22 protein-coding genes are annotated in these 24415 nt (G+C 67.3%); 9 read left to right on the forward strand and 13 right to left on the reverse strand.

Features of this window, described 5'->3' with window-relative positions; genetic code table 11:
* The first annotated feature begins 42 nt into the window (after positions 1 to 42).
* Positions 43 to 315 carry a hypothetical protein gene (locus CDOO_RS11325; protein ID WP_018022854.1) on the forward strand — a complete coding sequence of 91 codons (273 nt, stop codon included), beginning with the start codon at positions 43 to 45 and terminating at the stop codon, positions 313 to 315.
* Between the two features lie 44 nt (positions 316 to 359).
* Here the strand turns inward: CDOO_RS11325 and ispF are convergent, their stop codons facing one another.
* Genes ispF through CDOO_RS11340 form a run of 3 tightly spaced genes read right to left on the reverse strand, consistent with a single transcriptional unit; the run spans position 360 to position 2150 of the window.
* On the reverse strand, positions 360 to 833 hold the full coding sequence (gene ispF, locus CDOO_RS11330) for a 2-C-methyl-D-erythritol 2,4-cyclodiphosphate synthase (RefSeq protein ID WP_018022853.1): 474 nt from the start codon (positions 831 to 833) through the stop codon (positions 360 to 362).
* Positions 830 to 1564, reverse strand: coding sequence for a 2-C-methyl-D-erythritol 4-phosphate cytidylyltransferase (gene ispD / locus CDOO_RS11335; protein ID WP_018022852.1), 735 nt, complete (start codon positions 1562 to 1564; stop codon positions 830 to 832). The genes ispF and ispD overlap by 4 nt, the downstream gene beginning before the upstream one ends.
* 4 nt (positions 1565 to 1568) lie before the next feature.
* Positions 1569 to 2150: a CarD family transcriptional regulator gene (locus CDOO_RS11340; RefSeq protein WP_018022851.1), complete on the reverse strand. Its 582-nt coding sequence runs from the start codon at positions 2148 to 2150 to the stop codon at positions 1569 to 1571.
* Positions 2151 to 2458: 308 nt separating this feature from the next.
* On the opposite strand from CDOO_RS11340, the gene CDOO_RS11345 reads away from it, so the two are divergent.
* Both CDOO_RS11345 and radA read left to right on the forward strand, forming a co-directional pair.
* The gene (locus tag CDOO_RS11345; RefSeq protein ID WP_018022850.1) at positions 2459 to 3031 is read left to right on the forward strand and encodes a hypothetical protein; all 573 of its coding nucleotides are present in this window, start codon (positions 2459 to 2461) and stop codon (positions 3029 to 3031) included.
* Positions 3032 to 3129: 98 nt separating this feature from the next.
* Positions 3130 to 4533 carry a DNA repair protein RadA gene (radA, locus tag CDOO_RS11350; protein ID WP_018022849.1) on the forward strand — a complete coding sequence of 468 codons (1404 nt, stop codon included), beginning with the start codon at positions 3130 to 3132 and terminating at the stop codon, positions 4531 to 4533.
* A gap of 1 nt (position 4534) precedes the next feature.
* On the opposite strand, the gene CDOO_RS11355 is transcribed toward radA, so the two are convergent.
* On the reverse strand, positions 4535 to 5482 hold the full coding sequence (locus CDOO_RS11355; RefSeq protein ID WP_018022848.1) for a helix-turn-helix transcriptional regulator: 948 nt from the start codon (positions 5480 to 5482) through the stop codon (positions 4535 to 4537).
* 94 nt (positions 5483 to 5576) lie between these two features.
* Here CDOO_RS11355 and CDOO_RS11360 point away from each other — a divergent pair, with 94 nt between their 5' ends.
* Positions 5577 to 6128: a mycothiol transferase gene (locus CDOO_RS11360; RefSeq protein WP_018022847.1), complete on the forward strand. Its 552-nt coding sequence runs from the start codon at positions 5577 to 5579 to the stop codon at positions 6126 to 6128.
* Here the strand turns inward: CDOO_RS11360 and CDOO_RS11365 are convergent.
* Both CDOO_RS11365 and CDOO_RS11370 read right to left on the reverse strand, forming a co-directional pair.
* A complete protein-coding gene (locus tag CDOO_RS11365) occupies positions 6125 to 6820 on the reverse strand; it encodes a hypothetical protein (protein ID WP_018022846.1) in 696 nt (231 codons plus the stop codon). The two genes, CDOO_RS11360 and CDOO_RS11365, sit on opposite strands and share 4 nt — an antisense overlap.
* Before the next feature lie 36 nt (positions 6821 to 6856).
* The gene (locus CDOO_RS11370; protein WP_020384684.1) at positions 6857 to 7522 is read right to left on the reverse strand and encodes a carbonic anhydrase; all 666 of its coding nucleotides are present in this window, start codon (positions 7520 to 7522) and stop codon (positions 6857 to 6859) included.
* 53 nt (positions 7523 to 7575) lie between these two features.
* On the opposite strand from CDOO_RS11370, the gene CDOO_RS11375 reads away from it, so the two are divergent.
* Entirely contained in the window at positions 7576 to 8463 is an 888-nt protein-coding gene (locus CDOO_RS11375; protein WP_018022844.1) for an HhH-GPD family protein, read from the forward strand.
* 5 nt (positions 8464 to 8468) lie between these two features.
* Here the strand turns inward: CDOO_RS11375 and CDOO_RS13710 are convergent, their stop codons facing one another.
* The gene (locus CDOO_RS13710) at positions 8469 to 8639 is read right to left on the reverse strand and encodes a DUF4236 domain-containing protein (protein ID WP_081610398.1); all 171 of its coding nucleotides are present in this window, start codon (positions 8637 to 8639) and stop codon (positions 8469 to 8471) included.
* Between the two features lie 181 nt (positions 8640 to 8820).
* Between CDOO_RS13710 and CDOO_RS11380 the strand changes: the two genes are divergently transcribed.
* Entirely contained in the window at positions 8821 to 10212 is a 1392-nt protein-coding gene (locus CDOO_RS11380; RefSeq protein ID WP_020384683.1) for a lipase family protein, read from the forward strand.
* A 44-nt stretch (positions 10213 to 10256) separates the two neighbouring features.
* Here CDOO_RS11380 and CDOO_RS11385 read toward each other — a convergent pair whose 3' ends face one another.
* From CDOO_RS11385 to CDOO_RS14010, 4 genes are all read right to left on the reverse strand, one after another.
* Positions 10257 to 12185, reverse strand: coding sequence for an MFS transporter (locus CDOO_RS11385; protein WP_245616223.1), 1929 nt, complete (start codon positions 12183 to 12185; stop codon positions 10257 to 10259).
* 219 nt (positions 12186 to 12404) lie between these two features.
* On the reverse strand, positions 12405 to 15179 hold the full coding sequence (locus CDOO_RS11390) for an ATP-dependent Clp protease ATP-binding subunit (RefSeq protein WP_051064100.1): 2775 nt from the start codon (positions 15177 to 15179) through the stop codon (positions 12405 to 12407).
* Between the two features lie 184 nt (positions 15180 to 15363).
* Positions 15364 to 16122 (reverse strand): hypothetical protein, encoded by a 759-nt coding sequence (locus CDOO_RS11395; protein ID WP_018022839.1) that lies wholly within the window; start codon positions 16120 to 16122, stop codon positions 15364 to 15366.
* Positions 16123 to 16189: 67 nt separating this feature from the next.
* The gene (locus CDOO_RS14010; protein WP_155861387.1) at positions 16190 to 16801 is read right to left on the reverse strand and encodes a hypothetical protein; all 612 of its coding nucleotides are present in this window, start codon (positions 16799 to 16801) and stop codon (positions 16190 to 16192) included.
* A gap of 130 nt (positions 16802 to 16931) precedes the next feature.
* Here CDOO_RS14010 and CDOO_RS11410 point away from each other — a divergent pair, with 130 nt between their 5' ends.
* From CDOO_RS11410 to CDOO_RS11420, 3 genes are all read left to right on the forward strand, one after another.
* Positions 16932 to 17600 carry a hypothetical protein gene (locus CDOO_RS11410; RefSeq protein ID WP_020384680.1) on the forward strand — a complete coding sequence of 223 codons (669 nt, stop codon included), beginning with the start codon at positions 16932 to 16934 and terminating at the stop codon, positions 17598 to 17600.
* Positions 17601 to 17703: 103 nt separating this feature from the next.
* Complete coding sequence (locus CDOO_RS13365; RefSeq protein ID WP_018022835.1) at positions 17704 to 19404, forward strand: serine/threonine-protein kinase; 1701 nt, start codon at positions 17704 to 17706, stop codon at positions 19402 to 19404.
* Positions 19398 to 20006 carry a hypothetical protein gene (locus tag CDOO_RS11420; RefSeq protein WP_155861386.1) on the forward strand — a complete coding sequence of 203 codons (609 nt, stop codon included), beginning with the start codon at positions 19398 to 19400 and terminating at the stop codon, positions 20004 to 20006. The genes CDOO_RS13365 and CDOO_RS11420 overlap by 7 nt, the downstream gene beginning before the upstream one ends.
* A 104-nt stretch (positions 20007 to 20110) precedes the next feature.
* Here the strand turns inward: CDOO_RS11420 and CDOO_RS11425 are convergent, their stop codons facing one another.
* Both CDOO_RS11425 and lysS read right to left on the reverse strand, forming a co-directional pair.
* Positions 20111 to 22255: a YhgE/Pip domain-containing protein gene (locus CDOO_RS11425; RefSeq protein WP_018022833.1), complete on the reverse strand. Its 2145-nt coding sequence runs from the start codon at positions 22253 to 22255 to the stop codon at positions 20111 to 20113.
* 500 nt (positions 22256 to 22755) lie between these two features.
* Positions 22756 to 24339, reverse strand: a complete 1584-nt coding sequence (lysS, locus tag CDOO_RS11430) for a lysine--tRNA ligase (protein ID WP_026159480.1) — start codon at positions 24337 to 24339, stop codon at positions 22756 to 22758.
* Between the last annotated feature and the right edge of the window lie 76 nt (positions 24340 to 24415).

The following is a 24415-nucleotide window of genomic DNA, read 5'->3' on the forward strand; positions in this document are numbered from 1 at the left end:
CAACAGGAGTCACCCCCACACCCTGACAAGGAGCCCACCCTCATGAAGAAGACCCGCCTCATCGCAGCCGCCTTCGCCGCTTTCGCCGCCGTCTCCCTGACCCCCGCTACCGCAGGAGCGGCCACCGCCGACTCCGAGGTCTCGATCTCCTCGGAGGGCTCCAGCCTCCCGTCCGGCCCGTACAACACCCGCTTCGCCTGCGAGTACGCCCACCAGAACGACGCCCTGGCGGCCATCTTCCCGCCGCGCTACGACTGCATCAACAACGGCCCCCGCTACTACTACGTCCCCGTCATCGGACGTTTCATCGGTTAGAACCCCGCTCCTACACGGCCGGCCCCTCACCAGGGCCGGCCGTTTCATTGCGCCGCAACAACCAGCGCGCTGGCGATCGCCGCGCGACCCTCGCCGGAGCCGGTGAAACCCATCTTGTCGGTGGTCGTCGCGGAGATGGACACGGGCGCGCCGAGGATCTCCGAGAGCACCCGCTCGGCCTCCTCGCGGCGCGGGCCCATCTTCGGGGTCTGCCCGATCATCTGCGCGGAGACGTTGCCGATGGTGAAACCCTCGCGCTCGAGCAGCTCGCGGCACTCACGGAGCAGCTGCGCTCCGGCGACGCCGTCGTATTCGGGGCGCCCGACACCGACGAACGAGCCGAGGTCGCCGAGGTTCGCCGCCGAGAGCAGCGCATCGACGATCGCGTGCGAGACGACGTCGCCGTCGGAATGGCCTTCGCAGCCGTCAACCCCGTCGAAGAGCAGGCCGGCGATCCAGCAGTCGCGCCCCTCCTCGATCTGGTGGGCGTCTACGGCGGTGCCAATTCGTGGGATCAAGAGTCTGCCTTCCGGGGAGTGTGTTCAGCCTGGTCGATGATTGCCGTGGCCAGGGTGAGGTCGATGGGTGTGGTGACCTTGAAGGCCAGGGCATCACCCGGCACACACGTGACCTCCGCGCCGTGCCACTCCATGAGCGAGGCATCGTCCGTGGCCACGAAGGACTGCTGCGCCTCGGTGAAGTACGCCCGGTTCGCCTCACGCAGCGCAGCGAGATCGAAACCCTGCGGGGTCTGCACCGCACGGAGTCCCGCGCGGTCGGGCGTATCGACGACCGTCTGTCCCGCCACCCGTTTGATCGTGTCCGACACCGGGAGCACGGGGATCACGGCGGGCGACCCCTCGAGCACAGCCCGGGCGACCCGCGCGATCATCGCCGGCGGGGTCAGGGCTCGGGCGGCGTCGTGGACGAGCACCACGGCATCGTCCTCCCCGATGGCCTGTAGGCCGGCCCAGATGGAGTCGGCCCGCTCGCCGCCGCCGTGGACGAGACGGACGGGGATCTGCGCGCGATCCAGGCCGCTGCGCCCCAGCACGGCGGCAGCATCGCCCTCCATGTCCGGGCTGACCAGCACGATCACCTCGTCCACGCAGCCGGTGGCGATCATCGCCTCGACGGAGCGCTCCAGCAGCGTTCTGTCGCGCAGGGGAACGAAGGCTTTGGGGGTCTCCGCGCCCAGCCGGGTACCCCGTCCGGCGGCGGCGACCAGGGCGATGACGGGCCGACCCATGGTTCTACTCGTCGTCGTCGTCGAAGCTCACGTCCGCCAGGACGACGTCATCGTCGAACTCGGGCGCGGGGACGTCCACCAGGCCGGCGGCGCGGTGGCGCTCGATGGTCTCGTCGACCCGGATCTTCAGCTCGGCGACCTTTTCCTCGTCCACCGGCTCAGCCAGCGCGAGTTCGCCGACGAGGATGCCGCGGGCCTTGCCCATCATGCGCTTCTCACCTGCGGAGAGGCCGCGATCCTGGTCGCGGCGCCAGAGGTCACGCACGACCTCGGCCACCTTGTTGATGTCGCCGGATGCCAGCCGCTCCTGGTTGGCCTTGTAGCGCCGAGACCAGTTGCCAGCTTCCTCGACGTCCTCCTCCCGAAGGACGGAGAAGACCTTCTCTAGGCCCTTGACACCGACAACGTCGCGGACACCCACGAGCTCGGTGTTCTTGGTGGGCACACGAACCTGGAGATCGGAGTGGAGGATCTTGAGGACGAGGTACTCGACGGATTCGCCGCCGATCTCGCGGGTCTCGATGCCGGTGATCCTGGCTGCACCGTGGTGCGGGTAAACGACAACTTCGTCGACCTTGAATTCCATTGTCACTCCTTCGTGGGGCCGTGGGTAGGGCCTCACCGTTGATGTTCGGGCACCGCGGCCACCTGCCGGGACACCGCCGCTGGCAGGGGCCAGAAAAACACAGTTAGGCCCTGGATCATACCACCGGGCGAGGTACCCTTCCCACTCAGCCTGGGGCGGCACCCGACGAGCAATGAGCCGAAAGTTTGCCCCGTCCACCCCCGCAGCTGCGGGTGGGCGGGAGACTGACTGTGTACCGGCCGGTCCGAGAAGCTAAGGTGGAGGGCTGTATAGCAACCTTTAAGAACCTCAATGTTGGAGGACAAGTCGTGAAGTCCCTGAAGCCGGTCGCTCGTCGTGGCGGCACCATCTCCGCCGCAGCCCTGTCCGCGCTCGCCCTCGTGGCCTGCTCCGCCGGCCAGATCACCCAGACCTCCAGCCAGGTCGCAGCGGTCGACGGTGCCACCGCCGGTGACCGGGCCACCGGCGTCGCCGTCATGGACGTCAACGTGCTTCTCGACGAAAACACCGGCGAGGCCGCCCTCAAGTTCACCGCCACGAACCAGGACCCCGAGGGCGAAGAGGTCACCCTCGAGTCCGTCACCGTGGGTGGGCAGGAAGTGGAGCTGGGCAAGACTGAGCCGATCGCCGCGAACTGCAGCCTGGTCGCCGACTTCGCTGACGGCATCAAGGCCCTCCCGCAGGACGAGGACAACTGCATCCAGTACGTGGTGACCTCCCTGGAGAACCAGGACTTCGCCTATGGCGGCGCCGTGCAGGTGACGTTCAACTTCGACAACCTCGATCCCATTGAGGTCAACGCTCCCGTCGTCGCCCCGGGCCTGCCCGCCGGCGAGAACGAGACCGACTACACGGGCGGCCAGAGCAACACCACCCACTAGTTTCTCCGCCACTGACCCGCCGAGCCCTCTCGGCGGGTTTTTGCTGTTCAGAGCACTCGCCACGAGCCCTGTCCACCCCACTGTCTAAGGTGTGCCCCATGGCCAAGAAGACCCGCGTGATCCACACCTGCTCCGAGTGCGGGTACTCCTCCCCCAAGTGGCTGGGGCGATGCCCGGAATGCGGGTCGTGGGGCACCCTCCAGGAGTCCGCCTCCGCGTCCTCGGCGGGGGTGGCGGCGACGGCCGCTGTGTCCGGCGCTGTGCCCAAGGGCCTGACCCCGCACACGCCTGCGACCCCGATCACCCGGATCAGCGCCGCCACCTCACGGTCAGTTTCCTCCGGCATCGGTGAGCTCGACCGGGTTCTCGGTGCCGGCGTGGTGCCCGGTTCGGTCGTCCTCATGGCCGGTGAGCCGGGCGTGGGCAAGTCCACGCTGCTGCTGGAGGTCGCCGCCAGGTGGGCGCAGCAGAAGGATGTCGACGGCGAGGGAACCCGCACCTCGCTCTACGTCACCGCCGAGGAATCCGCGGGCCAGGTGCGTTCCCGCGCCGAACGCACCGGGGCGCTGATGGACACGCTCTACCTCGCTGCCGAATCCAACCTGGACATCATCTTCGGCCACGTGGAGCAGCTGAAACCCAGCCTGGTCATCGTCGACTCCGTCCAGACGATGCACGCCGCCGGAGTCGAGGGCGTCGCCGGCGGAGTGGCCCAGTCCCGCGCCGTCACCGCCGCCCTGACCACCCTGGCCAAAACCACCGGGATTCCCATCCTGCTGGTGGGCCACGTGACCAAGGACGGCAACGTCGCCGGTCCCCGTGTCCTGGAACACCTGGTGGATGTGGTGCTCAACTTCGAGGGCGACAAGCAGTCGAGCCTGCGGATGCTGCGCGGCATCAAGAACCGCTTCGGCGCCACTGACGAGGTCGGCTGTTTCGAGCAGACCGCCGAGGGCATCCGGGAGGTCTCGGACCCCTCCGGTCTCTTCCTCTCCCACCGGGGCCAGACCCCGGACGGCTCCGCGGTGACGGTGGCCATGGACGGCGTGCGGCCGATCCTCGCGGAGGTGCAGGCGCTGACGGTCGACCCCGTGGCCAAGAACCCGCGGCGCGTGGTCACCGGCCTGGACGCCAACCGCGTCCCCATGGTCCTGGCGGTGCTGCAGGCTCGCGCCGGCCAGCGGACCAACGACAAGGACGCCTACGTCGCCACCGTGGGAGGCATGAAGATCACCGAAACGGCGACTGACCTGGCGGTGGCGCTGGCCACCTGGTCGTCCCTGCACGAGACTCCCCTGCCCCAGAAGACCGTGGTCATCGGCGAGGTCGGCCTGGCGGGGGAGCTGCGCCGGGTGCCGAACCTGGCCCGACGGCTGCAGGAGGCGGCGCGGCTCGGCTATGAGCGCGCCGTGGTTCCGGCCGGGGAGAAGATCGCGGTGAAGGGGCTACGGGTGACGCAGGCGTCGACGTTGGCGGAGGCGATCGCGGCGGTATCGAGGTAACTCACCCGGCTGCCTCGTGCAGCCTGCGCGCCAGCCTCGCCAGGGAGAGTTTCACCGCGTCATCACCGGAGACGTGGAAGTCGAAGGGCATCCGGGCCAGCCAGCAGGCAGCCTCTTCCGGGTCATCGACGCCCGTGGTGAACTCGCAGTGGGTGTCGTCCACGGCCCGAAATCGCCCGGCCAACCTGGGCATGCTCTGCTCCACGTCGGCGAGCGGGGCCGAAACGTGCACGGTGAACGGGTGCCGCCAGGCGGTGGGCGGCACGGGTTCGTCGAGACGCGCCGCGGCATCCTCTGCTCCGACGCGCGGGGTGAACTGCCAGGTCCCCACCTCGGCGCCGCCGAGTCGGTCGACCCGGAACGTGCGCCAGTCTTCCCTGCCCAGGTCATAGGCCACCAATTTCCAGGTCCCGCCGCGCATGACGAGGCGATGTGGCTCGACGTTTCTTTCGGTGAGAGTGCCGAACCGGTCGCGGTAGGTGAAGGTCAGCCGACGTTGCCTGCGGACCCCGTCCGCGCAGGTCAGCAACGCGGTGGCGTCGACTCCCCCGCCCTGTTCCGGGACCAGGGAGGACTCCCGCAGCGCGCCGAGTCGGGCACGGAGGCTGGCCGGGATGACGGCGTCGATCGTGGACAGGGCCCGTAGTGCGGCCTCCGCCTCGATGCCGGAGTCGTGGCGGGCCGCTTTCATTAGGGCCAGGGTGACGCTGACGGCCTGGCCTTCGTCGAGAAGCAGCGGCGGCATCACCTGGCCGCGGCCGAGGAGGTATCCGCCGCCGGGGCCGCCGTCCGCCTCGATGACGTAGCCGAGAGCGCGCAGCCGGTCGATGTCCCGCCGGATGGTCCGCGAGGTCACCCCGAGCCGTTCGGCGAGATCGGCGGCGGTCCAGCTGCCCCGACTATCGAGAAGGCCCAGGAGCGACAGTGCCCGGGTGGTGGGATCGGTCATGGCGGTAAATCTAGGACAGAATCTGTCCGCCGTGGATGTGAGTCTGTGTGCGCGGCCGGAAAAACTCCGGTTTCAACGAATCCAAGGAGACCTCATGGGATTTCTCACCCCCAATGCCAGTGGAGAACTCGACGTCCTGAAGACCTACGCCCTGCAGCAGCTCGCGCAGATGCGCACCACGGTTCATGGCCTGAGCGACGAGCAGGCCAACAGCACACCCACCGCGTCGGACCTCAGCCTCACGAGCCTGCTCATGCACACCGCGGAGGTGGCCGTGTTCTGGTCCGCCGACGCTGCCTCTGCGCCGAAAGAGCCGGAGCTGCCCACGGACATGCAGGACCATTCGCTCGATGAACTGGTGGCCGATCCCCGGGGCCTCACCGCGGCTCTCGACTACTTCGACCGTGGGGTCCGCTATGCCACGGACAACCTCGACAAGGTCTCGGACCTGTCGGCACCCGTGCCCGTTCCTGAGGCCCCGTGGTATCCGGACGATCTGGAGTCCTGGGAGGCCCGCTGGTGCCTGTTACACCTCTGCACGGAGATCGCCCGCCACGTCGGCCACGCCGACATCATCCGGGAGACCATCGACGGCAAGGGGAGCTACGAGCTCAACGACCTTGCTGAGGCCGCTGACGCCGATTAGCGCACGTTGAAGGTGTGCGGCTCGGAGGGGTTGTCCCCGATGACGGTGTGCAGCAGGTAGCTGCCCGCGGGGACGGCAGCCCGGTCGTCGCACTGCTCGGGCGCAGATCCGGTGCGGGACCAGACCGCCTCGAAGAATCGCTCTTCGCCGGCCTTGAAGGTCTCCTCGCCGGTCTTCACCGAGGGGAAGCAGTCGATGTCGGACCAGATGCGGGCATTGGTGGTGAGGCTGTAGACCTCGAAACGCAGCACCTCGTCGTCGAGGTTGACTTTGCAGTCCGAGCGGGTGGGGTTGGCCACGGTCATGTAGAAGGTCGGGCGGGCGCCGGCCGGGTAGGTGGCCTGGTCGCTGCTCGCGGAGATCTCCAGGTCGTCGAGGGTGCAGCCGTCGCCGCTGGCCGCGGTGGTGGTCTCGGACTCGCTCTCCGTGGCGGATTCCGTCGTGGAGGTCGTGGAGGTCGTGGAGGTCTCCGAGGACGCGGACGTCGTAGTAGTCGCGGTAGCCGCCGCAGACGTGGTGGTGCTGGCGGCGGCCGCATCGGTGTTGCCGGAGTTGTCGGAGCCACCCGAGCGGGCGAGAGCGCTGAGCCCCCAGACGAGCAGCGCCACGACGATGAGCACCACGACTGCCGCGGCGGCGCGGCGACGCTGGTAGATCTCTTCGGGCAGGCGCTGGTTGCTGGAGTTCGTCACGCCGACAACTTTATTCCGTGCCGGCCCTTACCTGGGCTAAGGAGCGGCGGGCGTGTCTGGATTGATCGTCGCCACGGTCCGCTGCTCATCCACGCCGCCGTAGGTGGCCACGGTCTCCACCGCGCCGGTGTCCTGCCGGTACCGGGCGGCGACCAGGCCGACGGTCCCCTCGGCGGACTTCTGCCCCAGCTTGGGCATGCGCTGGATCAGCTGCGCCGCGGTTTCCGCCGCGTGTCGACGCTCGAATTCAAACGACTTCGTCTTGCCCTCATTACGTGCCACGAGGATCGACGGCGCCACGCGCTCGATGAGAATCCGCTGGTGGTCATCGGGCAGGTCGCCGCCGTCGAGAGCTTCGACAGCGGCCGCCACCGCACCGCATCCTTCGTGGCCGAGCACGATGACCAGGGGGACGTCGAGGGAGTTCACGGCGTAGGACACCGAACCCATGACCTCCTCACCGAGGATTTCCCCGGCGGTGCGCACGACAAAGATATCGCCGAGGCCGGCGTCGAAGATGTGCTCCACGGGCACGCGCGAGTCCGAGCAGGCGAGAACCACGGCGATGGGGTTCTGGCCCAGACGGAGTTTCTCGCGGCGGTCCTTGTCCATGTTCGGGTGTGCCAGATTGTCCTGGACGAAGCGCTCGTTGCCTTTGCTGAGTCGCTCCCATGCCTGTGCGGGCGTCGGTTGCAGTGTCATGGGGTTCATTGTTGCACGTACCTATATCAGCGGTAGGTAGACTGCTGCGGACGATGAACTCCTCACCTCTCGCCGACGCTCTTCTGCCCTGGTACGACACCCACGAGCGTGACCTGCCGTGGCGCGACGGCCGGTCGACCGCGTGGGGTGTCCTGCTCAGCGAGGTGATGAGCCAGCAGACCCCGGTCAATCGGGTGGTTCCGCTGTGGGAGCAGTGGATGCAGCGCTGGCCCACCTCGGCGGATTTCGCGGCCGCCGGCACGGACGAGGTGCTACGCGCCTGGGACCGGCTCGGCTATCCCCGCCGGGCGCTGCGCCTGCTCGAATGCGCACGCGAGATCGTGCGCCGCTTTGACGGAGAGGTGCCACGGGACGTCGATACGCTCCTGAGCCTGCCCGGAATCGGTGAATACACCGCGCGGGCCGTGGCGTGTTTCCACTTCGGGCAGAACGTTCCGGTGGTGGACACGAATGTGCGGCGGGTCTACCGGCGCGCGGTGGACGGGCAGTTCCTGCAGGGGCCCGCGAGCAGGCGCGAGCTTGCCGAGGTCGCGTCCATCCTCCCCAACCACCCCTCACGCGGGCCGCGGATGTCGGCCGCGCTCATGGAGCTGGGCGCGCTGGTCTGCACCGCCCGCTCGCCCCGGTGCGATCAGTGTCCGCTGCTGGATCAGTGCGCGTGGCAGCTCGCCGGCTGCCCCGAACCCTCCGAGGAGGAGACCCGCTCGGCGAAACGGCGGGTGCAGAAGTTCGCCGGCACCGACCGTCAGGTGCGCGGGCTCATCATGGCCGTGCTCCGCGACGCCGACGGGCCGGTTCCGCTGGGAAAGATCGACGTGGTGTGGCCCGACGCGGCACAGCGGTCGCGCTGCCTGTTCTCGCTTATCGACGACGGCCTGGCCACCCAGGACAGCGACGGTCGATTCCGCCTGCCGGGCTAGTTCTCTTAGCGCCAGCGACCGCGGTAGTTGAGGCCGCCCGGCAGGTTCACCCAGACCCCGCCGCGGGAGTTGAACGTCACGGGCCCGACCTTGGTGGAGGCGGAGGCACCCGATCCGGAGACGTTGATCCAGCTGTTTTTTCCGACCTTCTTGCGTGAGCGGTACGTGATTCCCACGGTCATGCCTTTCTTCCGGCGAATGTTGGCTCTCACTCTACCGCCGGCGCCGTGGTGCCCCCGGGGTTGGGTTCTTTTCAATTTCGCTTAAGAATCATCCGGCATTCCGTAGTATCGCCAATCAAACATCACGATCCTGTATCTTTTGTGAAACAGTTCTCTCCCCAAGGTGGTCCCGCACGTGCTCAAAAAGACCCTCCCATTCCTGCTCGCGGCGCTTCTCGGCTCCACCGGTGTGGCCGCTGCGCAGGAACCCGATGCAATGTCCTCGCTTCCCGCCCCGGCCTATCCTGCGGCAACTCCCGCGCAGCTTTCCAGCGGGGCCGACTGGGCCTCCTCGAACGCCCTGATCACCGGTTCCGGGCCACTGTTCGACCCGGCTGATCCGTTCTACATTCCCCCGGCCGACCTGCCGTCCACCCCAGGCACCCTCCTGCGCACCCAGCCAGCCCCCCACCTGCTCAACATCGCCGGACCCACCCTTCCCGGGTACGCCGAGAAGATCCTCTACACGTCCACCACAACCCACGGAGAGACCGTCGCGGTCTCGGGGTACGTCATCGAACCCGCCACCAGGTGGGCCGGCGAGGGCCCCACCCCGACGATCGTCGTCGCCCCCGGCACCCGCGGCGCCGCGGACTCCTGCGCCCCGTCGCGCACCGCCGGACTGGTCGGCGCGGCCGATCCTGCCGGCCTCACGGCCAACGTCAACTACGAGTCCCCCTTCCAGTACGCCGCCAGCTACTACGGCATGCGCGTGGTGGTCACCGACTACATCGGGCTGGGCACGCCGGGTGTGCACACCTACGTGGACAACACCGAGCAGGCCCACGCGGTCCTCGACGCCGCCCGCGCTGGTCTCGCCGCCGCGGAAGTTCCCGCGGACTCCCCCGTGGGATTCTTCGGTTATTCGCAGGGTGGCGGCGCCGTCGCCGCCGCCGCGGAACACGCCGCCGCCTACGCTCCGGAGCTCAATATCAAGGGCACCTACGCCGGGGCTCCGCCAGCGAACCTCGAGGCGGTTCTCCAGGCCGTCGACGGGTCCGGGATCGTCGGCGTGTTTGGCTACGCCATCGCCGGCTACTCGGACCGTTACCCGGAACTGAAGCAGGTTCTCGACGAGAAACTCAACGACCGCGGCAAGGCCTTCGTGGCGGAGAACGCCAACAGCTGCATCGTCGACTCCGCCCTCCAGTGGGCACTGACGGACACGAGGCAGTTCACGGTCACCGGACAGTCCATGTCCGAGGTGGCCTCCGAAGATCCCGTCATCTCCGGAATCTTCGCCCGGGAGAGCCTGGGCAAGACCGCCCCCACCGGCCCCATCATGTTGGGCAGCTCGCCCGTGGACGACATCATCCCCAACCACCAGGTCCGCGCGCTGGGCAACGTCTACTGCAGCGCCGGCAGCGCCGTGTACTTCAACGGCAGCCCGCTGGGCAGCCTGACCAGCAGCGTCCCGCTGGGAGCGGATCACGCTGCCGGCCTGTTCACCGACACGCCCAGGTCACTGAACTTCCTCATCGACCGGTTCAACAACCAGCCCGCGCCCAGCAGCTGCGGTTCCTTCTGACTCCCGGCAAACAAAATGGCTGGGGAGCCGTCGAAAAGCGGCGGCTACCTGGCCGGGGCGAGTGCCGCATCTGAGTTGCGCAGATAGTGCTCGACCGCGAGGCGGTTGATGGCGGAGCGGCTGACCACGCCGACGACCACGCCGGTGCCGGGGTCGACCACGGGGATCTTCTTGATGCGTGCGTCGGAGAGCGCCGCCACCGCGTCGGCCACCGATGCATTCCTGTCGATCGTGCGCACGTCGTGGGTCGCCAGCCTCATGACATTCACCGAGCCCAGCTCAGCCATGGCCTCGGTGAGGTCGTCGTCCGCCGCGAAAGAGTAGATCGACGTGGACGAGGGTGCCGTCGCCGAGAGGTAACGCATGACGTCGCCGTCGGAGAGGAATCCGGCCGCGGTGTTGTCCGCATTCAGCACCGGAGCACCCGAGATCCCGCGCTCGGAGAAGGTCTGCAGCGCGGCCAGGACCGTCTGGTCGGTCGAGAGCGCGTAGACGTCGGGGCGCATGACGGACTCGACCGCGCCGTCGACGTCCTTCGCCCGGGCGGGTTCCCGGGTCTCGGTGACGCACGGCCGGGTCGAGCGGTGGGCCAGGAACGCGAGGATGATGCCGATGACGGACACGGCGACCACCAGGGCCACCGCGCCGTGGAACCCGGTCAGCAGGGAGTCGAACTCGTCCCTGCCGGCGGTGATGTTGGCTGCGGTCAGCGCCCCGTAGAGGCCCGCGGCCAGGGAGGTGCCCACGCAGCCGGCGATCTGGAAGCTGGTGGACACAACGGTCACGCCGTGGGCGCTCGTCTCCCGGTCAAGATGGGACAGCGCGAAGGTCTGTGACGGGCCGACGACAAAGGCCGTGGCCAGGACCGCAGGGATGTAGAGGACGGCGAACAGCACGATGGACGAGTAGCCGGCGGCCACACCAACCAGGGTGACAAACACGGCCATGACCAGGAAACCGGCCGGGATGGACCAGCGGCCGCCCGTGCGGTCGAACAGCTTGCCCGCGACCGGTCCCATGAACACGGTGAGCAGGATTCCGGGGGCGAGGGCCAGCGACGCCCCGAGCGGAGCCATGCCATGTGCCGACTGCAGGAACAGCGGGATGACCACGTTCATGGCGAAGACAAACATGAGGCCGAGCATGGTCATGAGCACGCCGAGCACGAAGGGAATGCTGGCGAACGGGCGGAGATCGATGAGCGGATGTTCGATGCGGCGCTGGCGCAGCACAAACGCCCACAGGGCGACCAGGCCGACGACCCCGGAGATACCGGCGTAGAGCGCCGATCCGCCGAAGGCCGCGGAGACACCGTAGAGCACACCCACGAGTCCGAAGGCGACTAACAGGAACGAGACGATGTCCAGGACCGGTCGTCCGAGTTCGGCGACATTGCGCAGGACGACGGCGCCGGCGACGAGCACGACGAGCGCCAGCGCGCCGAACACCCACAGGAGGGTGGTCCACGGCGCCACGGTCAGCAGCACACCTGACAACACGATCGCCAGCGACGGGCCGAGCGTGGTCATGGCGGCCATGATGCCCATGTTCATACCGAGCTTCTCGCGCGGGGACATCGCCAGCGTGATGTTCATGCCGATCGGGGTGAGCAGTCCCGTGCCGATCGCCTGGAGCAGCCGGGCGGCCAGCAGGACGCCGAAGGTCGGGGCGAGCGCGCCGAGAATGGAGGCCACCACCATGATCGCCACGACGCCGCTGAAGAGCACCCGTGTGGGGAAGCGGTGGTAGAGAACGTTGGAGACCGGGACAAACACGGCGGCAACCAGCAGATACCCCGTGGTCAGCCACTGCACGGTGTTCACGTCGACGCCGAAGTCACGCATGATCGGCGTGAAGGCGACGTTAAGGAAGGTCTCGTTGAAGGTGGCCAGAAAGGCGGCTGCGGCCGCCACGGCAATCATGGCCTTCGCACGCCCGGAGGAGTGCGTAGGGATGACGGGGGAAGATGACATGGAGAGGTGGTCCTGACGTCGGCAAAGGTGGTAGATCGACCGTGCCGTGTCTGAGGCTCCCTGCGTACAGGCCTCGCGTGTCGTGTCATCGATTCAGTTTGATGGCCCGGAAGGGTCGGCTCGGACAATAGCAGGTCACACCATTGACTCCAAAACGCCCCGCACTCTCGTGCGGGGCGTTATGGGGCTCTCACCAGGACTTACTGGTATCGCCGGGGACTACTGGGGCTGCGGCTGAGCTCCGCCGGCGGCGGGGCCCTCATCGTCCCAGTCATCCCAGTCCCTGCTGGACCGGGGGTCCTGGTCCACGGCGCCGTCGGTGCCCGATGTGGTGGGCACATCCGGCGTCACCGTGTCCGGTCCCGCCGAGGGCTCGATGTCGCGGACGGTTTCCGCAGCCTCGGGGGAGGTCTCGGAGAAGGTGCCCTCGGGCAGCGGCTTCGGGCGCGGGGTGAAGGTCAGCTTCGCCTCGTCGGTGGCCTTGGACTCGCCGTCCCAGTTCTCCACGTCGACCGTGATGATCTCGCCGGCACCGAGCTCGCCGTAGAGGATCTTCTCGCTCATGACATCCTCGATCTCGCGCTGGATCGTGCGACGCAGCGGGCGGGCACCGAGCACCGGGTCGAAGCCCCGCTGGGCGAGGAGGTTCTTCGCCTTGTCCGTGAGTTCGATGTCCATGTCCTGCTCACCCAGTGCCTTGGAGGTGCGGGCGATGAGCAGGTCGACCATCTTGACGATGTCCTCGCGGTCGAGCTGCTTGAACACCACGATGTCGTCGATACGGTTGAGGAACTCGGGGCGGAAGTGCTTCTTCAGCTCGTCGTTGACCTTGTTCTTCATGCGCTCGTACTGGGCGTCGGCGTCCGTGGCGCTGGAGCCGGAGAAACCCAGCCCGACGGCCTTGGAGATGTCCGAGGTACCCAGGTTCGAGGTGAAGATGAGCACGGTGTTCTTGAAGTCGACCACGCGGCCCTGACCGTCGGTAAGCCGGCCTTCCTCGAGCACCTGCAGGAGGGTGTTGTAGATCTCCTTGTGCGCCTTCTCGATCTCATCGAAGAGCACCACGGAGAACGGCTTGCGACGGACCTTCTCCGTCAGCTGGCCACCCTCCTCGTAACCGACGTATCCGGGGGGAGCACCGAAGAGGCGCGACGCGGTGAACCGGTCATGGAACTCGCCCATGTCGATCTGGATCAGCGCGTCCTCCTCGCCGAAGAGGAACTCGGCCAGGGCCTTGGACAGCTCAGTCTTACCCACACCGGACGGGCCGGCGAAGATGAAGGAACCGGAGGGACGCTTGGGGTCCTTCAGGCCTGCACGGGTACGGCGGATCGCACGGGAGACGGCCTTGACGGCGTCCTCCTGTCCGATGATGCGCTTGTGCAGCTCCTCCTCCATGTTGAGCAGGCGGGAGGATTCCTTCTCGGTGAGCTTGAACACGGGGATGCCGGTCCAGTTGCCCAGCACCTCGGCGATCTGCTCGTCATCGACCTCGGCGATGTCCTCGAGCTCGCCGGAGCGCCACTGCTGCTCCTTCTCGGCGCGCTCCTCGCCGAGCTTGCGCTCGGTGTCGCGCAGGCCGGCGGCCTTCTCGAAGTCCTGGTTGTCGATCGCCGCCTCCTTCTCGCGGCGGACCTCGGCGATGCGCTCGTCGACCTCGCGGACGGAGTCCGGGGCGGTCATGCGCTTGATGCGCATGCGGGCGCCGGCCTCGTCGATGAGGTCGACGGCCTTGTCCGGCAGGAAGCGGTCGTTGATGTAGCGCGAGGACAGGCTCGCCGCCGCCGCGAGGGCGCTGTCGGTGTAGGACACGCGGTGATGCGCCTCGTAGCGGTCACGCAGGCCCTTGAGGATGGTGATGGTGTCCTCGAGGCTGGGCTCGTCGACCTGCACCGGCTGGAAACGACGCTCGAGAGCGGCGTCCTTCTCGATGTGCTTGCGGTACTCGTCGAGAGTCGTCGCACCGATGGTCTGCAGCTCGCCGCGGGCCAGCTTCGGCTTGAGCAGGCTGGCCGCGTCGATGGCACCCTCGGCGGCGCCGGCACCGACGAGGTTGTGGATCTCGTCGATGAACAGGATGATGTCGCCGCGCTGGTTGATCTCCTTGAGCACCTTCTTCAGGCGCTCCTCGAAGTCACCGCGGTAACGGGAGCCCGCGATGAGCGAGCCGAGGTCGAGGGAGTAGACCTGCTTGTCCTTCAGGGTCTCGGGCACCCGACCGTTGACGATGTCGACGGCCAGGCCCTCGACAACCGCGGTCTTGCCCACGCCGGGCTCACCGATGAGCACGGGGTTGTTCTTGGTACGACGAGAGAGCACCTGCATGATGCGCTCAATCTCCTTCTCACGGCCGACGACCGGGTCGAGCTTGCCTTCCTTGGCCGCCTGCGTGAGGTTGCGTCCGAACTGGTCCAGGACCAGGGAGTTGGAGCGGTCGCCGCCCTGCCCCTGCGGGCCGCCACGACCTGCGCCGGCACCGGCGCCGACCGGTCCACCGGCACTCGCGCCTGCACCACCGCCGGCGTTGCCGCCCTCGGGGTTCTGGCCCTGGCCACCCTCGTAACCGGAGAGCAGCTGGATAACCTGCTGGCGCACACGCGGGAGGTCGGCGCCGAGCTTGATGAGCACCTGCGCGGCCACGCCCTCGCCCTCACGGATGAGACCGAGCAGCAGGAATTCCGTGCCGATGTACTTGTGCCCCATCTGCAGGCCCTCGCGCAGCGCGAGTTCCAGCACCTTCTTGGCGCGCGGGGTGAAGGGGATGTGCCCGGTGTGCGGCTGGGTGCCGCGGCCGATGATCTCCTCGACCTCGCCGCGGACGTCATCGAGGTTGATGCCCATCGACTCGAGCGCCTTGGCCGCGACACCCTCACCCTCATGGATGAGACCGAGCAGGATGTGCTCGGTGCCGATGTAATTGTGGTTGAGCATGCGCGCTTCTTCTTGAGCCAGAACAATGACGCGACGTGCCCGGTCGGTGAATCTCTCGAACATGAGCTACTCCCTAAAACAGTGTCGATCCTAAGTTGTCTCCTACTCTAACGCCGAGGGTGGACGTTGCCTTCGCACTTCAGAACCGACGCTGCCAGTTTTCCGGTGTTCATGCTGGCAGGAGGCATGTACGCCGGTAGCGAACACCGGGTTGGGGACACTTTTCGACGCTCATTTCCACCAGTTCCTAACTCGCCCGCACCCCGATGTCGACGCCGTCCGCCCGGTCGCAGCCCAAGGACCAGCCAGTGTCCCCCGCGATCCCGGCCGTGTTGGTAGCGCATCGCCAGTCCTCGAAGGCCAGGGCAGCGATATTGCCCGTGCCCTCGGAGACGTGATCCAGGTAGTAGTCCATCACCCTGATCGCCTCGGCGCACGAGATCTCCCCCTCCTTGACCACCAGGGGTCCGAAGTCATATGACTTGCACTGGGTGCCCGGCAGGACCTTTTCGTCGGAACCCTGCGACTCCGGGCAGGCCATGACGTTATCGACGAAGCCTGCCGGTGCGCCCTGCTCACCGAGCCACACGCGGTCGTAGCACCGGAATCCGGTGGGGGTCTCTCCCGCGTGCTCGATCTTCGTCCAGCTGCTGCCGACGAAACGGAAGTGGTTGACGCTGTCCGTCTGCGCCTGTCCTCCGATGGCCCACTGCCCGTCACAGAAAGCGACGTGGGTGATGCTGGAAAACCCCGCCGCCTGGAAATCCGCCGGGTCGCAGCCGCCGGCTGCCTGCCGCTCGGGCGCCGGCTGCTCATTGCTGGCCGGGTCGGTCGCTGTCACGGTTTCGACGCTGGTGCTCGGGGTTTCCGAGGACTGGATGCTGGTGACCACCACGCTGGAGGACGCGGTTCCGGTGGAACCGTCCTCCGTGCCCGAGCACGCCGAGAGGGCCGCCATTCCCAGGAATGCCACGGCCGCGGGAATCAGTTTCTGCGTTGATTTCATGATTTTCAGCTTGGCACAACCCGTGAAGAAAGACCCCGAGTACGGGGAGAATTCCCCCGTGGTGGCGCTAACAGGGGCTCTGCGCCTCGGAGACGTTGTTGAGGATGCGGGCGTTGCGGTACGAGGGGTCGGCCCCGGCCGCGTAGAAGTCCGCGCACAACCGGTCGAAGTCACGTCCGTAGTCCACCACCACGGGGTAGATGGACTGCCCGTTGATGCTGCCGCGCAGAGAGGGGCAGGCGGCCGGCCGGTACCACTGGGCGCCCGGGTGCTCGGCGAGGAGCTGGGAGATCCTCGCCTGCGCCGCGCCGGTGCCGTCGTCGACGACGGACTCGATGATCATCACTCCTCGCCCGTCGCACTGCGGGGTCGTGGCCCCGCCGGAGACCGAGGCCGAGGCCGCGGAGGACGTTGAGGACGTCGACGGGGCCGCCGGCGACGATTCAGCCGGCACCATTTCCGTGACCGTTGCCGCGGAAGTTTCCTCCTCGGAGGTGGCCGGGGAGGACACGGGTGCGGAGCTGGTCTCGGGGGCCGAGCTGGCCTCGAAGCCGGGCAGCATCCGGGAGGACAGGAGCACTGCCGCTAGGGCGAGGCCGGCCGTCGCCAGCAACGCGGCGATAACGATGAGAATGACGACAACTGTTCGTCGTCGAGAAGATTCCGCCATGGTGGTCAACTGCCCGTCTGTGAAAGAAATGAATGGAGCCGGATGAGGAAAATAGATTGCCTCATATCTATCACTATTCAGTGCTAATCTCCCCCTATCTGTCTACATCACCACCACACGATCTGAGGTTCGGCTACGCATGGCTGATCAGTCCCCCACCCCCGCCCCACCACTCCGGATAGACGATCTCATCGGCGGACACCGGGTGATCTGGCCAGGAGACCAGATCACCGTCGGCCGTTCCGGTGACTTTCCGGTCGGCGCGGACGATCGGTACCTGCACCGAATCCTCTTCCAGCTGTGGCATTCCGGGCACGGATGGATGATCACCAACCGCGGTTCCGCGATCCCGCTGACCGTGGAGGTCCGCGGCGCGAAGAGCCTGAGCAAGACCGATCTCGGCCCCGGCGGCGTCATGCCCATGCCCGCCGGAGCGTCCGTGATCACGTTCTTTACCAAGGAACGTGCCTACGAGCTCAACGTGGACATTCCGCTGCACGGTTTCACCCGGCCGGCACCCCCGCGGCCCGTCGCGCCCCTGGAACCCACCTACACCCGGCACGACCCCAACCTCGAGCAGAAGCAGCTACTCGACGCCCTGTCCCAGCCCCTGCGCTCCCGCCCCGGCACCACGGATGCGGACATTCCGCGCCCCAGTGAAGTGGCGGAGCGCCTGGGCTGGACCGTGAAGAAGACGGAGCGCAAGATCGACACGCTCTTCGACAACCTCGAGGAGGACGGGGAGCGGGTCTACAAACCCAAACACGTCTTCCTCGCCCACTACGCCCTGCGCGCTCCCCGGAACTGACTCGCCCGCGCGGGGAAAATCCCCCTGCGAAATGGCGCAGTTCCGGGCGGACGCAGGATAATCAACGTCGATTAGCACCCACCCATACACACAGGACACACACATGGAATCTCCCAGCAGCTTCATCTCGACGCTTCGCGAGCGTCATGGCTTCACGGACGTCGAAGAGATCGGCCGGGGCGGAATGGGGGTCGTCTACAAGGCGCGTGACCCGCATCTGGACCGTTATGTCGCCGTCAAGCAGCTCGGGCCCGAGCTCATCGCCGACGAGGCCGCCCGCGCCCGGATCACCTCAGAGATGAAGACCCTGGCCCGGGTGTCCCACTCCGCCGTGGTGTCCGTGCACACCTCGGGGATCGCCGACGACGGCAGCGCCTACTTCATAATGGACTACGTCCCCGGCTTCAACCTCTCCGACCTCATCCGGGAGCGCAAGCAGCAGGGCCGGGCCCTGAGCGTGGAGGAGACCGTCGGATACCTGCAACCGGTGGCCCTCGCGCTGGACCACCTGCACCTCAAGATGAGCCCGCCCATCATTCACCGCGACGTCAAACCCGCGAACATCCTCATCCCCTCCGGGGGCGGGTTCGAGGCGCGCAGCCTGCTCACGGACTTCGGCATCAGCCTCACCGAGGACGACACCCGGCTGACCTCACTGTCCGTGGTCGCCGGCACCGAGCGCTACATCGCCCCGGAACTTTTTCCCGGCCAGTCGCACGGCAGCGACGGCACGCGCGCCAGCAAACCAGACTCCTCGAGCGACAACTACGCCCTCGCGCTCGTGGCCCTGGAGATGCTCACCATGCGCTCGCTCAAGGACACCATGGACGAGCAGCAGTGGACCAGCTCCGACCGGCCCTTCCCCCGGCTGGAGGACATGGGGCTCTCCGAGACCGACGCCTCCGGGCTGAAGGCGCTCGAGGAGGTCTTCCGCAAGGCGCTGGATCCGACCCCGGCCTACCGCTACTCCACCGCCAACGAGTTTGTGCAGGCACTCGCCCGCAGCGGCGAAGGCTGGGCCGTGGACAGCGTTCCCGCCCCCGGCGTCTCCGGGCGTGCGGACGCCACCACCGCGTCCTCCATCCCCTCCGCCGCCACTGGTTCCTCCCGGGCCAACCCCTTCGGCTCCGGCGCGGCCCCGGCCAATCCTTTCCGGAACGGTTCCGCCAGCCCACACAGTGCGTTCAACCAGCAGGCACCGGCGTATCAGGGCGCCCAGGCAGTGCAGGCAGGGCCGGGCGCACCGTTCGGTGCACCGGTCGCACAGTCTGCCTACCCCACGAGCCCCGCGCAGTCCGTCAGCTATCCGGTCGGCGCCCGGCAAGGCCGGAAGAAGGGCTCCTGGGGCGTCGTCGCCGCCCTCGGTGCGGCAGTCGTGGCGCTCGCGGGCGGTGTCGGTTATCTCGCCTACTACGTCAGCAGCCACCCCTCGTGGGAGGGCCCCGAGGCCACCATCGCGGCCGCGTTCCCCGATGCCGTCCCCTCGCTCCAGAACGGCAACGGCTGGGACGGCGGGCCGTGTTCGCCGGGAACTGCCGAAGCCGGGGAAACCGCCCGCATCGTCTGTGAGGGCGAGAACGTCACGTCGGCGTTCATCGACTACGGCTCCTGGGAGGCCCGCGATGAAGCCCTGTCCGGCGGCTCGGACCGGGTCGGCTGGGAACTGAAGGAATGCTCTGTGGAATCCGCGGATCTCGGATCGGGTTCCTACAGCCTGCTGCCCGGGGATCCGAAGGCCCGTTTCGGGGTGCTCGTCCAGGGCGACACCGCCGCTGACGCCCGCCTGGAGGTGCCGGTGTGTTGACCCCCCGCCTCGTCTCCCAGCTGCTCACCGCGCTGATCGTGCTGCTCGCACTCACGGCCGCGTTTTTCACCGTGATGCTTCTTCAGGCCCGCTCCGGGGTGGCGGATCACCAGGCCTCCCCGACCCGGCACACCGCGGAGGCAGCACCGGCATCGAGCGCAGAGAGCGCCGCGCCGGGTTCCGCCCAGGCCCAGCCGCAAACCCAGGCACAGCCGCAGGTAGTCCAGACGGCAACCGTAACCCAGCCCGCACCCGCCCCGAGCGCGAGTTCCTCCCTCCCCGCGGGCCTGACCGCCTCCGGCTGGAGCGACAACTCGACCACCCGCTGCGCCGGCGGCGAGACCCTGCGGTACGCGGGTCGCGGAGGCGGCAACTGGGTGACGGTCTGTTCCTCCGGCGGCTCGATGACCTACCGGGGCAACGTCTTCGACGGTTCCCTCACCCGCGCCGTCGACACCGGGGACTCCAACCCCGGCGCGGGCCAGTTCACGGTCCCCGCGGATCCCAGCACCATCGTCATCGACGGTTCTAATCTCTACGTCTATCAGGGCGGAGACGTGGTCTCCAACGCATACTTCTCCGAGACCTACATCGGCGGCTAGCTTTCCGCTTCTCGGCGCGTCCCCACACCAGTCCCGGTGCAAGAGATCCGGCCCCCACCTCGCTACAAGGTGGGGGCCGGACTCTGTTTACGCGGCGGCGGGGTTTAGACGAGGACCGCTTCTTCCTCGGTGCGCCCGGGGCCGTCGAAACGGTTGACCGCGTCGTCCTCACGCCGGCGACGGCGGGAGTAGGTGACGATGACCGAGATCACGGTCGCCGGCAGCGCGAAGAGCAGCAGGCTTATGATCATGCCCGACCAGTAGGTGGCGTCGAAGATCCCGTCGCTGGCCCGGACGAACATGTCGCGTGCGTAGCTCAGCGGGTGCAGGACATGCAGCGCGCGCAGCGGGCCCGGGGTGGTGGCCAGCGGCCAGATGCCACCGAAGGAGAACAGCCCCAGGGCGTACAGGGACAGGCTGACAATTCCGCCGACCATGCGCCCGAAGATGATGCGGGAGCACTGGAAGATGGCGGCACCCGTGACGGCGATGACGGCGAGGACCGCGATCATGGCCGGCCAGTTCGCCGGGCTCCAGCCGTTGAGGGTTGAGATGAAGGCGAACAGTCCGAGGATGATGAAGTTCGAGACGGAGAGCAGGCCCAGGCCGGTGAGGACCGGCAGGATGCGGCTGCGGCCGATGATGTGCGGCAGCAGGATGGAGAGGATGGCCATCATCATGGTGCCGAAGACCAGGATCAGGAGGATCGAGACACCGGAGTCGATCTTCTTCACGGTCGGGTTCGCCGCGTCGACCACGGTCTGGACCGGGTTCTTGTTGGAGGTGGTGAAGTCGATCGGCTCGCCGAAGTTGTGCGAGGAGGTCTGCACGTCCACGATGCGCGGGGCCTGCGCAGCGCCGTCGACAAGCCCGGTCCGGAGCTGGCCGGTGCCGTCCTTGAGCTGGGTCACGCCGTCGCCAAGCTGGACGCTGCCGTCCTTGAGCTGGATCGTGCCGTCCTTCAGGGTGACGGTTCCTTCGCTGAGCTGACGGGCACCGTCATTGAGGCGGGTAGCACCGTCGTCGAGGCGGGTGACACCGTCCATCAGCTGAGCAGTGCCGTCGGTGAGCTGTCCGGTGCCCTCGACCAGGCGCTGGCTGCCGTCCTGCAGCTGGATGACGCCGCTGAGGTAGGGGGCGGAGGGGTCGGAGAGGTTGTAGTAGAGCTCTCCGGTGCCCTCGCGGAGCCTGCCCAGCTGCGAGACCATGTTCGTCGGGTTGGCCGGGTCGAGCTGTCCGGTGATCTCCGCAATCTGATCGGCCTCGGCGTTGAGGCCGGCGGCGCGCAGGACCGGGATGGCCTGCTTCAGGGAAGGCGTCGCGCCCTGGACCTGCGTGAGCAGCGGGATGAGCTTGTCGGTCAGCTGGACCACACCGTCGTTGATCTGTCCGGCGCCGTCCGCGAGCTGCGCGGTGCCGCCGCGGAGAGTGCCCAGGCCGTCGTTGAGCTGGTTGGCTCCGTCGTCGAGCTGGAGCGCGCCGTCGTTGAGCCGGGTGGCACCGTCGCTGAGATCGGCGACACCGGTGTTGAGTTCCTGCGTACCGTCGTAGAGCTGGCTGGCGCCGTCGTTGAGTCGGGTGGCGCCGTCATCAAGCTGGTTGATGCCGTCGGAGGCCCGGACCACACCGTCCTGGAGCTGCGTCATGCCGTCGTCAACCTGGATGGCACCGTCTGAGGCGCGGTCGAAGCCGTCGCCGAGGGTGTTCAGGCCGCTGAGCGCCTCGGAGGCGTAGGACTCCGTGACCGATGCCTGGATGGCCTGCTGGATCTGGGGCACCAGGCCGCTGGTGAGGATCGTGCCGTTGCTGCCGTTGTAGTCGTTGTAGGTCATGTGGATGTTCGACTGCTCGGGGTCCGCGGTAGTGACGGAGACCGTCTTCTCGGAGAAGTCCTCCGGGATGGAGACGATGAAGAGGTACTCACCCGTCACGAGGCCTTCCTCGGCCTCCTCCGCGTTCGTCTCGGTGAAGTTGAGGTACTCGGTGGCCAGGAGGTTCTCCGTGACCTGGTTTCCGATCTCCTTGAACTCCCCGCGGTGTTCGGCGCCCACATCCTCGTTGACGACCGCGAGCTTGACCTCGGGGAGGTATTTGGTCGGGTCCCACATGGCCCACATATAGGTCAGTGCCACGATGAGGGGCAGGATGACCGCCACGACGATGACGGTCCTGGGGATCCAGGAGCGGGAGATCCAGCCGGGGCGCTCGCCCGAGCGGGCGCCGTCGCTGACTGCAGTACTGGTTGACATGGGGCGGGGCCTCCTGGTGTTTCACGTCCCATCCCTTAGAGGGGGAGATGGTGACGCTGTCGAAATGTGTCGCTTTGGGGCCGGGCCGAAAGGGCCGTTCCCGTCCGCTGTGTCCGCGGTTCCGTGATGTGAAACCGGGCCGCCACAGGTTGTGACTCGAACCACACGCTACACAACTATGCTCCCGAACAAATGTATTTGGCTGAGAAAAGTTTGCCCCCGAATGGGAGCGGGGGCATCGAAACCGACACGTCCATACCGGCCTGACCAGTGCTATTAGAGCGATAGGCGATATTCGGACCGTGCTGGAGGCGCGAACCTGAGAGCGGTGCGACGTGCTGAGCAGCAGTCTCCACGCAAAGGAACCCCCCTCCCCACCAGGGGTCGATCCGAGTCAGCGCTCACGCCGCTCAGCAAATTCCGAGATCCGGACGTTTGCTGGGGCTAGGTATCAGATACCCCCGGTTTCGGGCAGGTGAACTCCCCCGGGGCGCGGCTACTCAGCGATTCTCAGGCTTCACCGTGGGAAAGAGCACGGTCTCCCGGATGCCGTGACCGGTAAGTGCCATGAGGAGGCGGTCGAGCCCCATGCCCGTGCCCGCCGTCGGCGGCATGGCCTGCTCCATCGCGGAGAGGAAGTCCTCGTCGAGCACCATCGCCTCGTCGTCGCCACCCGCAGCCAGGCGCGCCTGGTCCTCGAAGCGCTCACGCTGGATCACCGGGTCCACCAGCTCGGAATAGCCCGTGGCCAACTCAAACCCACGCACGTACAGGTCCCACTTCTCGGTCACACCGGGCTTGCTGCGGTGGTCGCGGGTCAGCGGGGACGTCTCCACCGGGAAGTCCTTGACAAAGATCGGGCCGTGCAGCTGATCATCGCAGAGCAACTCCCAGATCTCCTCCACAAGTTTGCCGTGGCCCCAGCCGCCTGTCTTGGGCACCTCGAGCCCGATGACATCCGCGATGGCCTTGAGCTCGTCCACCGACGTTTCGATGGTGACCTCGGGCTGGCCGGGGAACTTCCTGGCCAGCGACTCGTTGAGGGAGGGATACATCTCGATGGTCTTCCACTCACCCCCGAAGTCGTACTCGGTGCCGTCGAAAAGCGTCACCGTCGTGGAACCAAACACCTCCGTGGCCACCGCCTGCACGAGCTCGCGGATGGTGCGGGCACCGTCCTCGTAGGTGCCCCACGCCTGGTAGGTCTCCAGCATGGCGAACTCCGGCGAGTGCGTGGAATCGATGCCCTCATTACGGAAGTTGCGGTTGACCTCGAAGACCCGCTCCAGGCCGCCGACGACCGCGCGCTTGAGGAAGAGCTCCGGCGCGATCCGCAGGTAGAGGTCGATGTCCAGGGCGTTGGAGTGGGTGACGAACGGACGGGCCGCCGCGCCGCCGTGCAGCGTCTGCAGCATGGGGGTCTCCACCTCGTTGAAACCCTCGGACTCCAGGTGGTGGCGCAGCGCGCGCATCACCTTGATCCTGGTCATGGCGTTCTTCCGCGCCTCCTCACGCATGATGAGGTCCGTGTAGCGGTGACGCACCCGCTGGTCCTCGCTCATGTCGGCGAAGGCGACGGGCAGCGGGCGCAGCGCCTTCGCCGCCATGTGCCAAGAGCTCACCATGACCGAAAGCTCGCCGCGCCGGGACGCGATGACCCGGCCGCGGACGGAGACGATGTCACCCAGGTCGGTGTCCGACTTCCAGTTCGCCAGCGACTCCTCGCCCACCTCCGCGAGCGAGAGCATCGCCTGCATCTGCGTGCCGTCACCCTCCTGGAGCGTGGCGAAACACAGCTTGCCCGTGTTGCGCTGGAACATGATGCGCCCGGCGACGGCGACCTCATCCTGGGTCTCCTCGCCCGCCGCGAGCACTGTGACGCCCTCCGGAGCCTGCTCCCCCTCGGCGACGACGGCATAGCCCGCGCGCAGATCTTTCAGGCTGGTCGTCCGGTCGACGATCACCGGGTACGGCTCGTGCCCCTCGGCCAACAGCTTCTCGCGCTTGTCGCGCCGGATGCGCGACTGCTCGGAAATGCTGGGGGTGTTCTGCTGCCTGTCCTGGGGTTTCTTCTGCTCACTCACGGTGTCCAAGGGTAGCACCACGCGTATCGACGGCCCGTGGCCACGTCAAGCCATTGCGCCGGGCTCCACCTCTCGG

It is taken from the genome of Corynebacterium doosanense CAU 212 = DSM 45436 (assembly GCF_000767055.1).
GTDB lineage: Bacteria > Actinomycetota > Actinomycetes > Mycobacteriales > Mycobacteriaceae > Corynebacterium > Corynebacterium doosanense.

Coding starts and splice junctions, on each gene's coding strand:
- CDOO_RS11385 (WP_245616223.1), bottom strand. CDS start 12,185: ATGTCATCTTCCCCCGTCATCCCTACGCACTCCTCCGGGCGTGCGAAG.
- CDOO_RS11325 (WP_018022854.1), top strand. CDS start 43: ATGAAGAAGACCCGCCTCATCGCAGCCGCCTTCGCCGCTTTCGCCGCC.
- radA (WP_018022849.1), top strand. CDS start 3,130: ATGGCCAAGAAGACCCGCGTGATCCACACCTGCTCCGAGTGCGGGTAC.
- CDOO_RS13365 (WP_018022835.1), top strand. CDS start 17,704: ATGGAATCTCCCAGCAGCTTCATCTCGACGCTTCGCGAGCGTCATGGC.
- CDOO_RS11340 (WP_018022851.1), bottom strand. CDS start 2,150: ATGGAATTCAAGGTCGACGAAGTTGTCGTTTACCCGCACCACGGTGCA.
- CDOO_RS11370 (WP_020384684.1), bottom strand. CDS start 7,522: ATGACACTGCAACCGACGCCCGCACAGGCATGGGAGCGACTCAGCAAA.
- ispD (WP_018022852.1), bottom strand. CDS start 1,564: ATGGGTCGGCCCGTCATCGCCCTGGTCGCCGCCGCCGGACGGGGTACC.
- CDOO_RS11425 (WP_018022833.1), bottom strand. CDS start 22,255: ATGTCAACCAGTACTGCAGTCAGCGACGGCGCCCGCTCGGGCGAGCGC.
- CDOO_RS11375 (WP_018022844.1), top strand. CDS start 7,576: ATGAACTCCTCACCTCTCGCCGACGCTCTTCTGCCCTGGTACGACACC.
- CDOO_RS11355 (WP_018022848.1), bottom strand. CDS start 5,482: ATGACCGATCCCACCACCCGGGCACTGTCGCTCCTGGGCCTTCTCGAT.
- CDOO_RS11360 (WP_018022847.1), top strand. CDS start 5,577: ATGGGATTTCTCACCCCCAATGCCAGTGGAGAACTCGACGTCCTGAAG.
- CDOO_RS11395 (WP_018022839.1), bottom strand. CDS start 16,122: ATGAAATCAACGCAGAAACTGATTCCCGCGGCCGTGGCATTCCTGGGA.
- CDOO_RS11410 (WP_020384680.1), top strand. CDS start 16,932: ATGGCTGATCAGTCCCCCACCCCCGCCCCACCACTCCGGATAGACGAT.
- CDOO_RS11390 (WP_051064100.1), bottom strand. CDS start 15,179: ATGTTCGAGAGATTCACCGACCGGGCACGTCGCGTCATTGTTCTGGCT.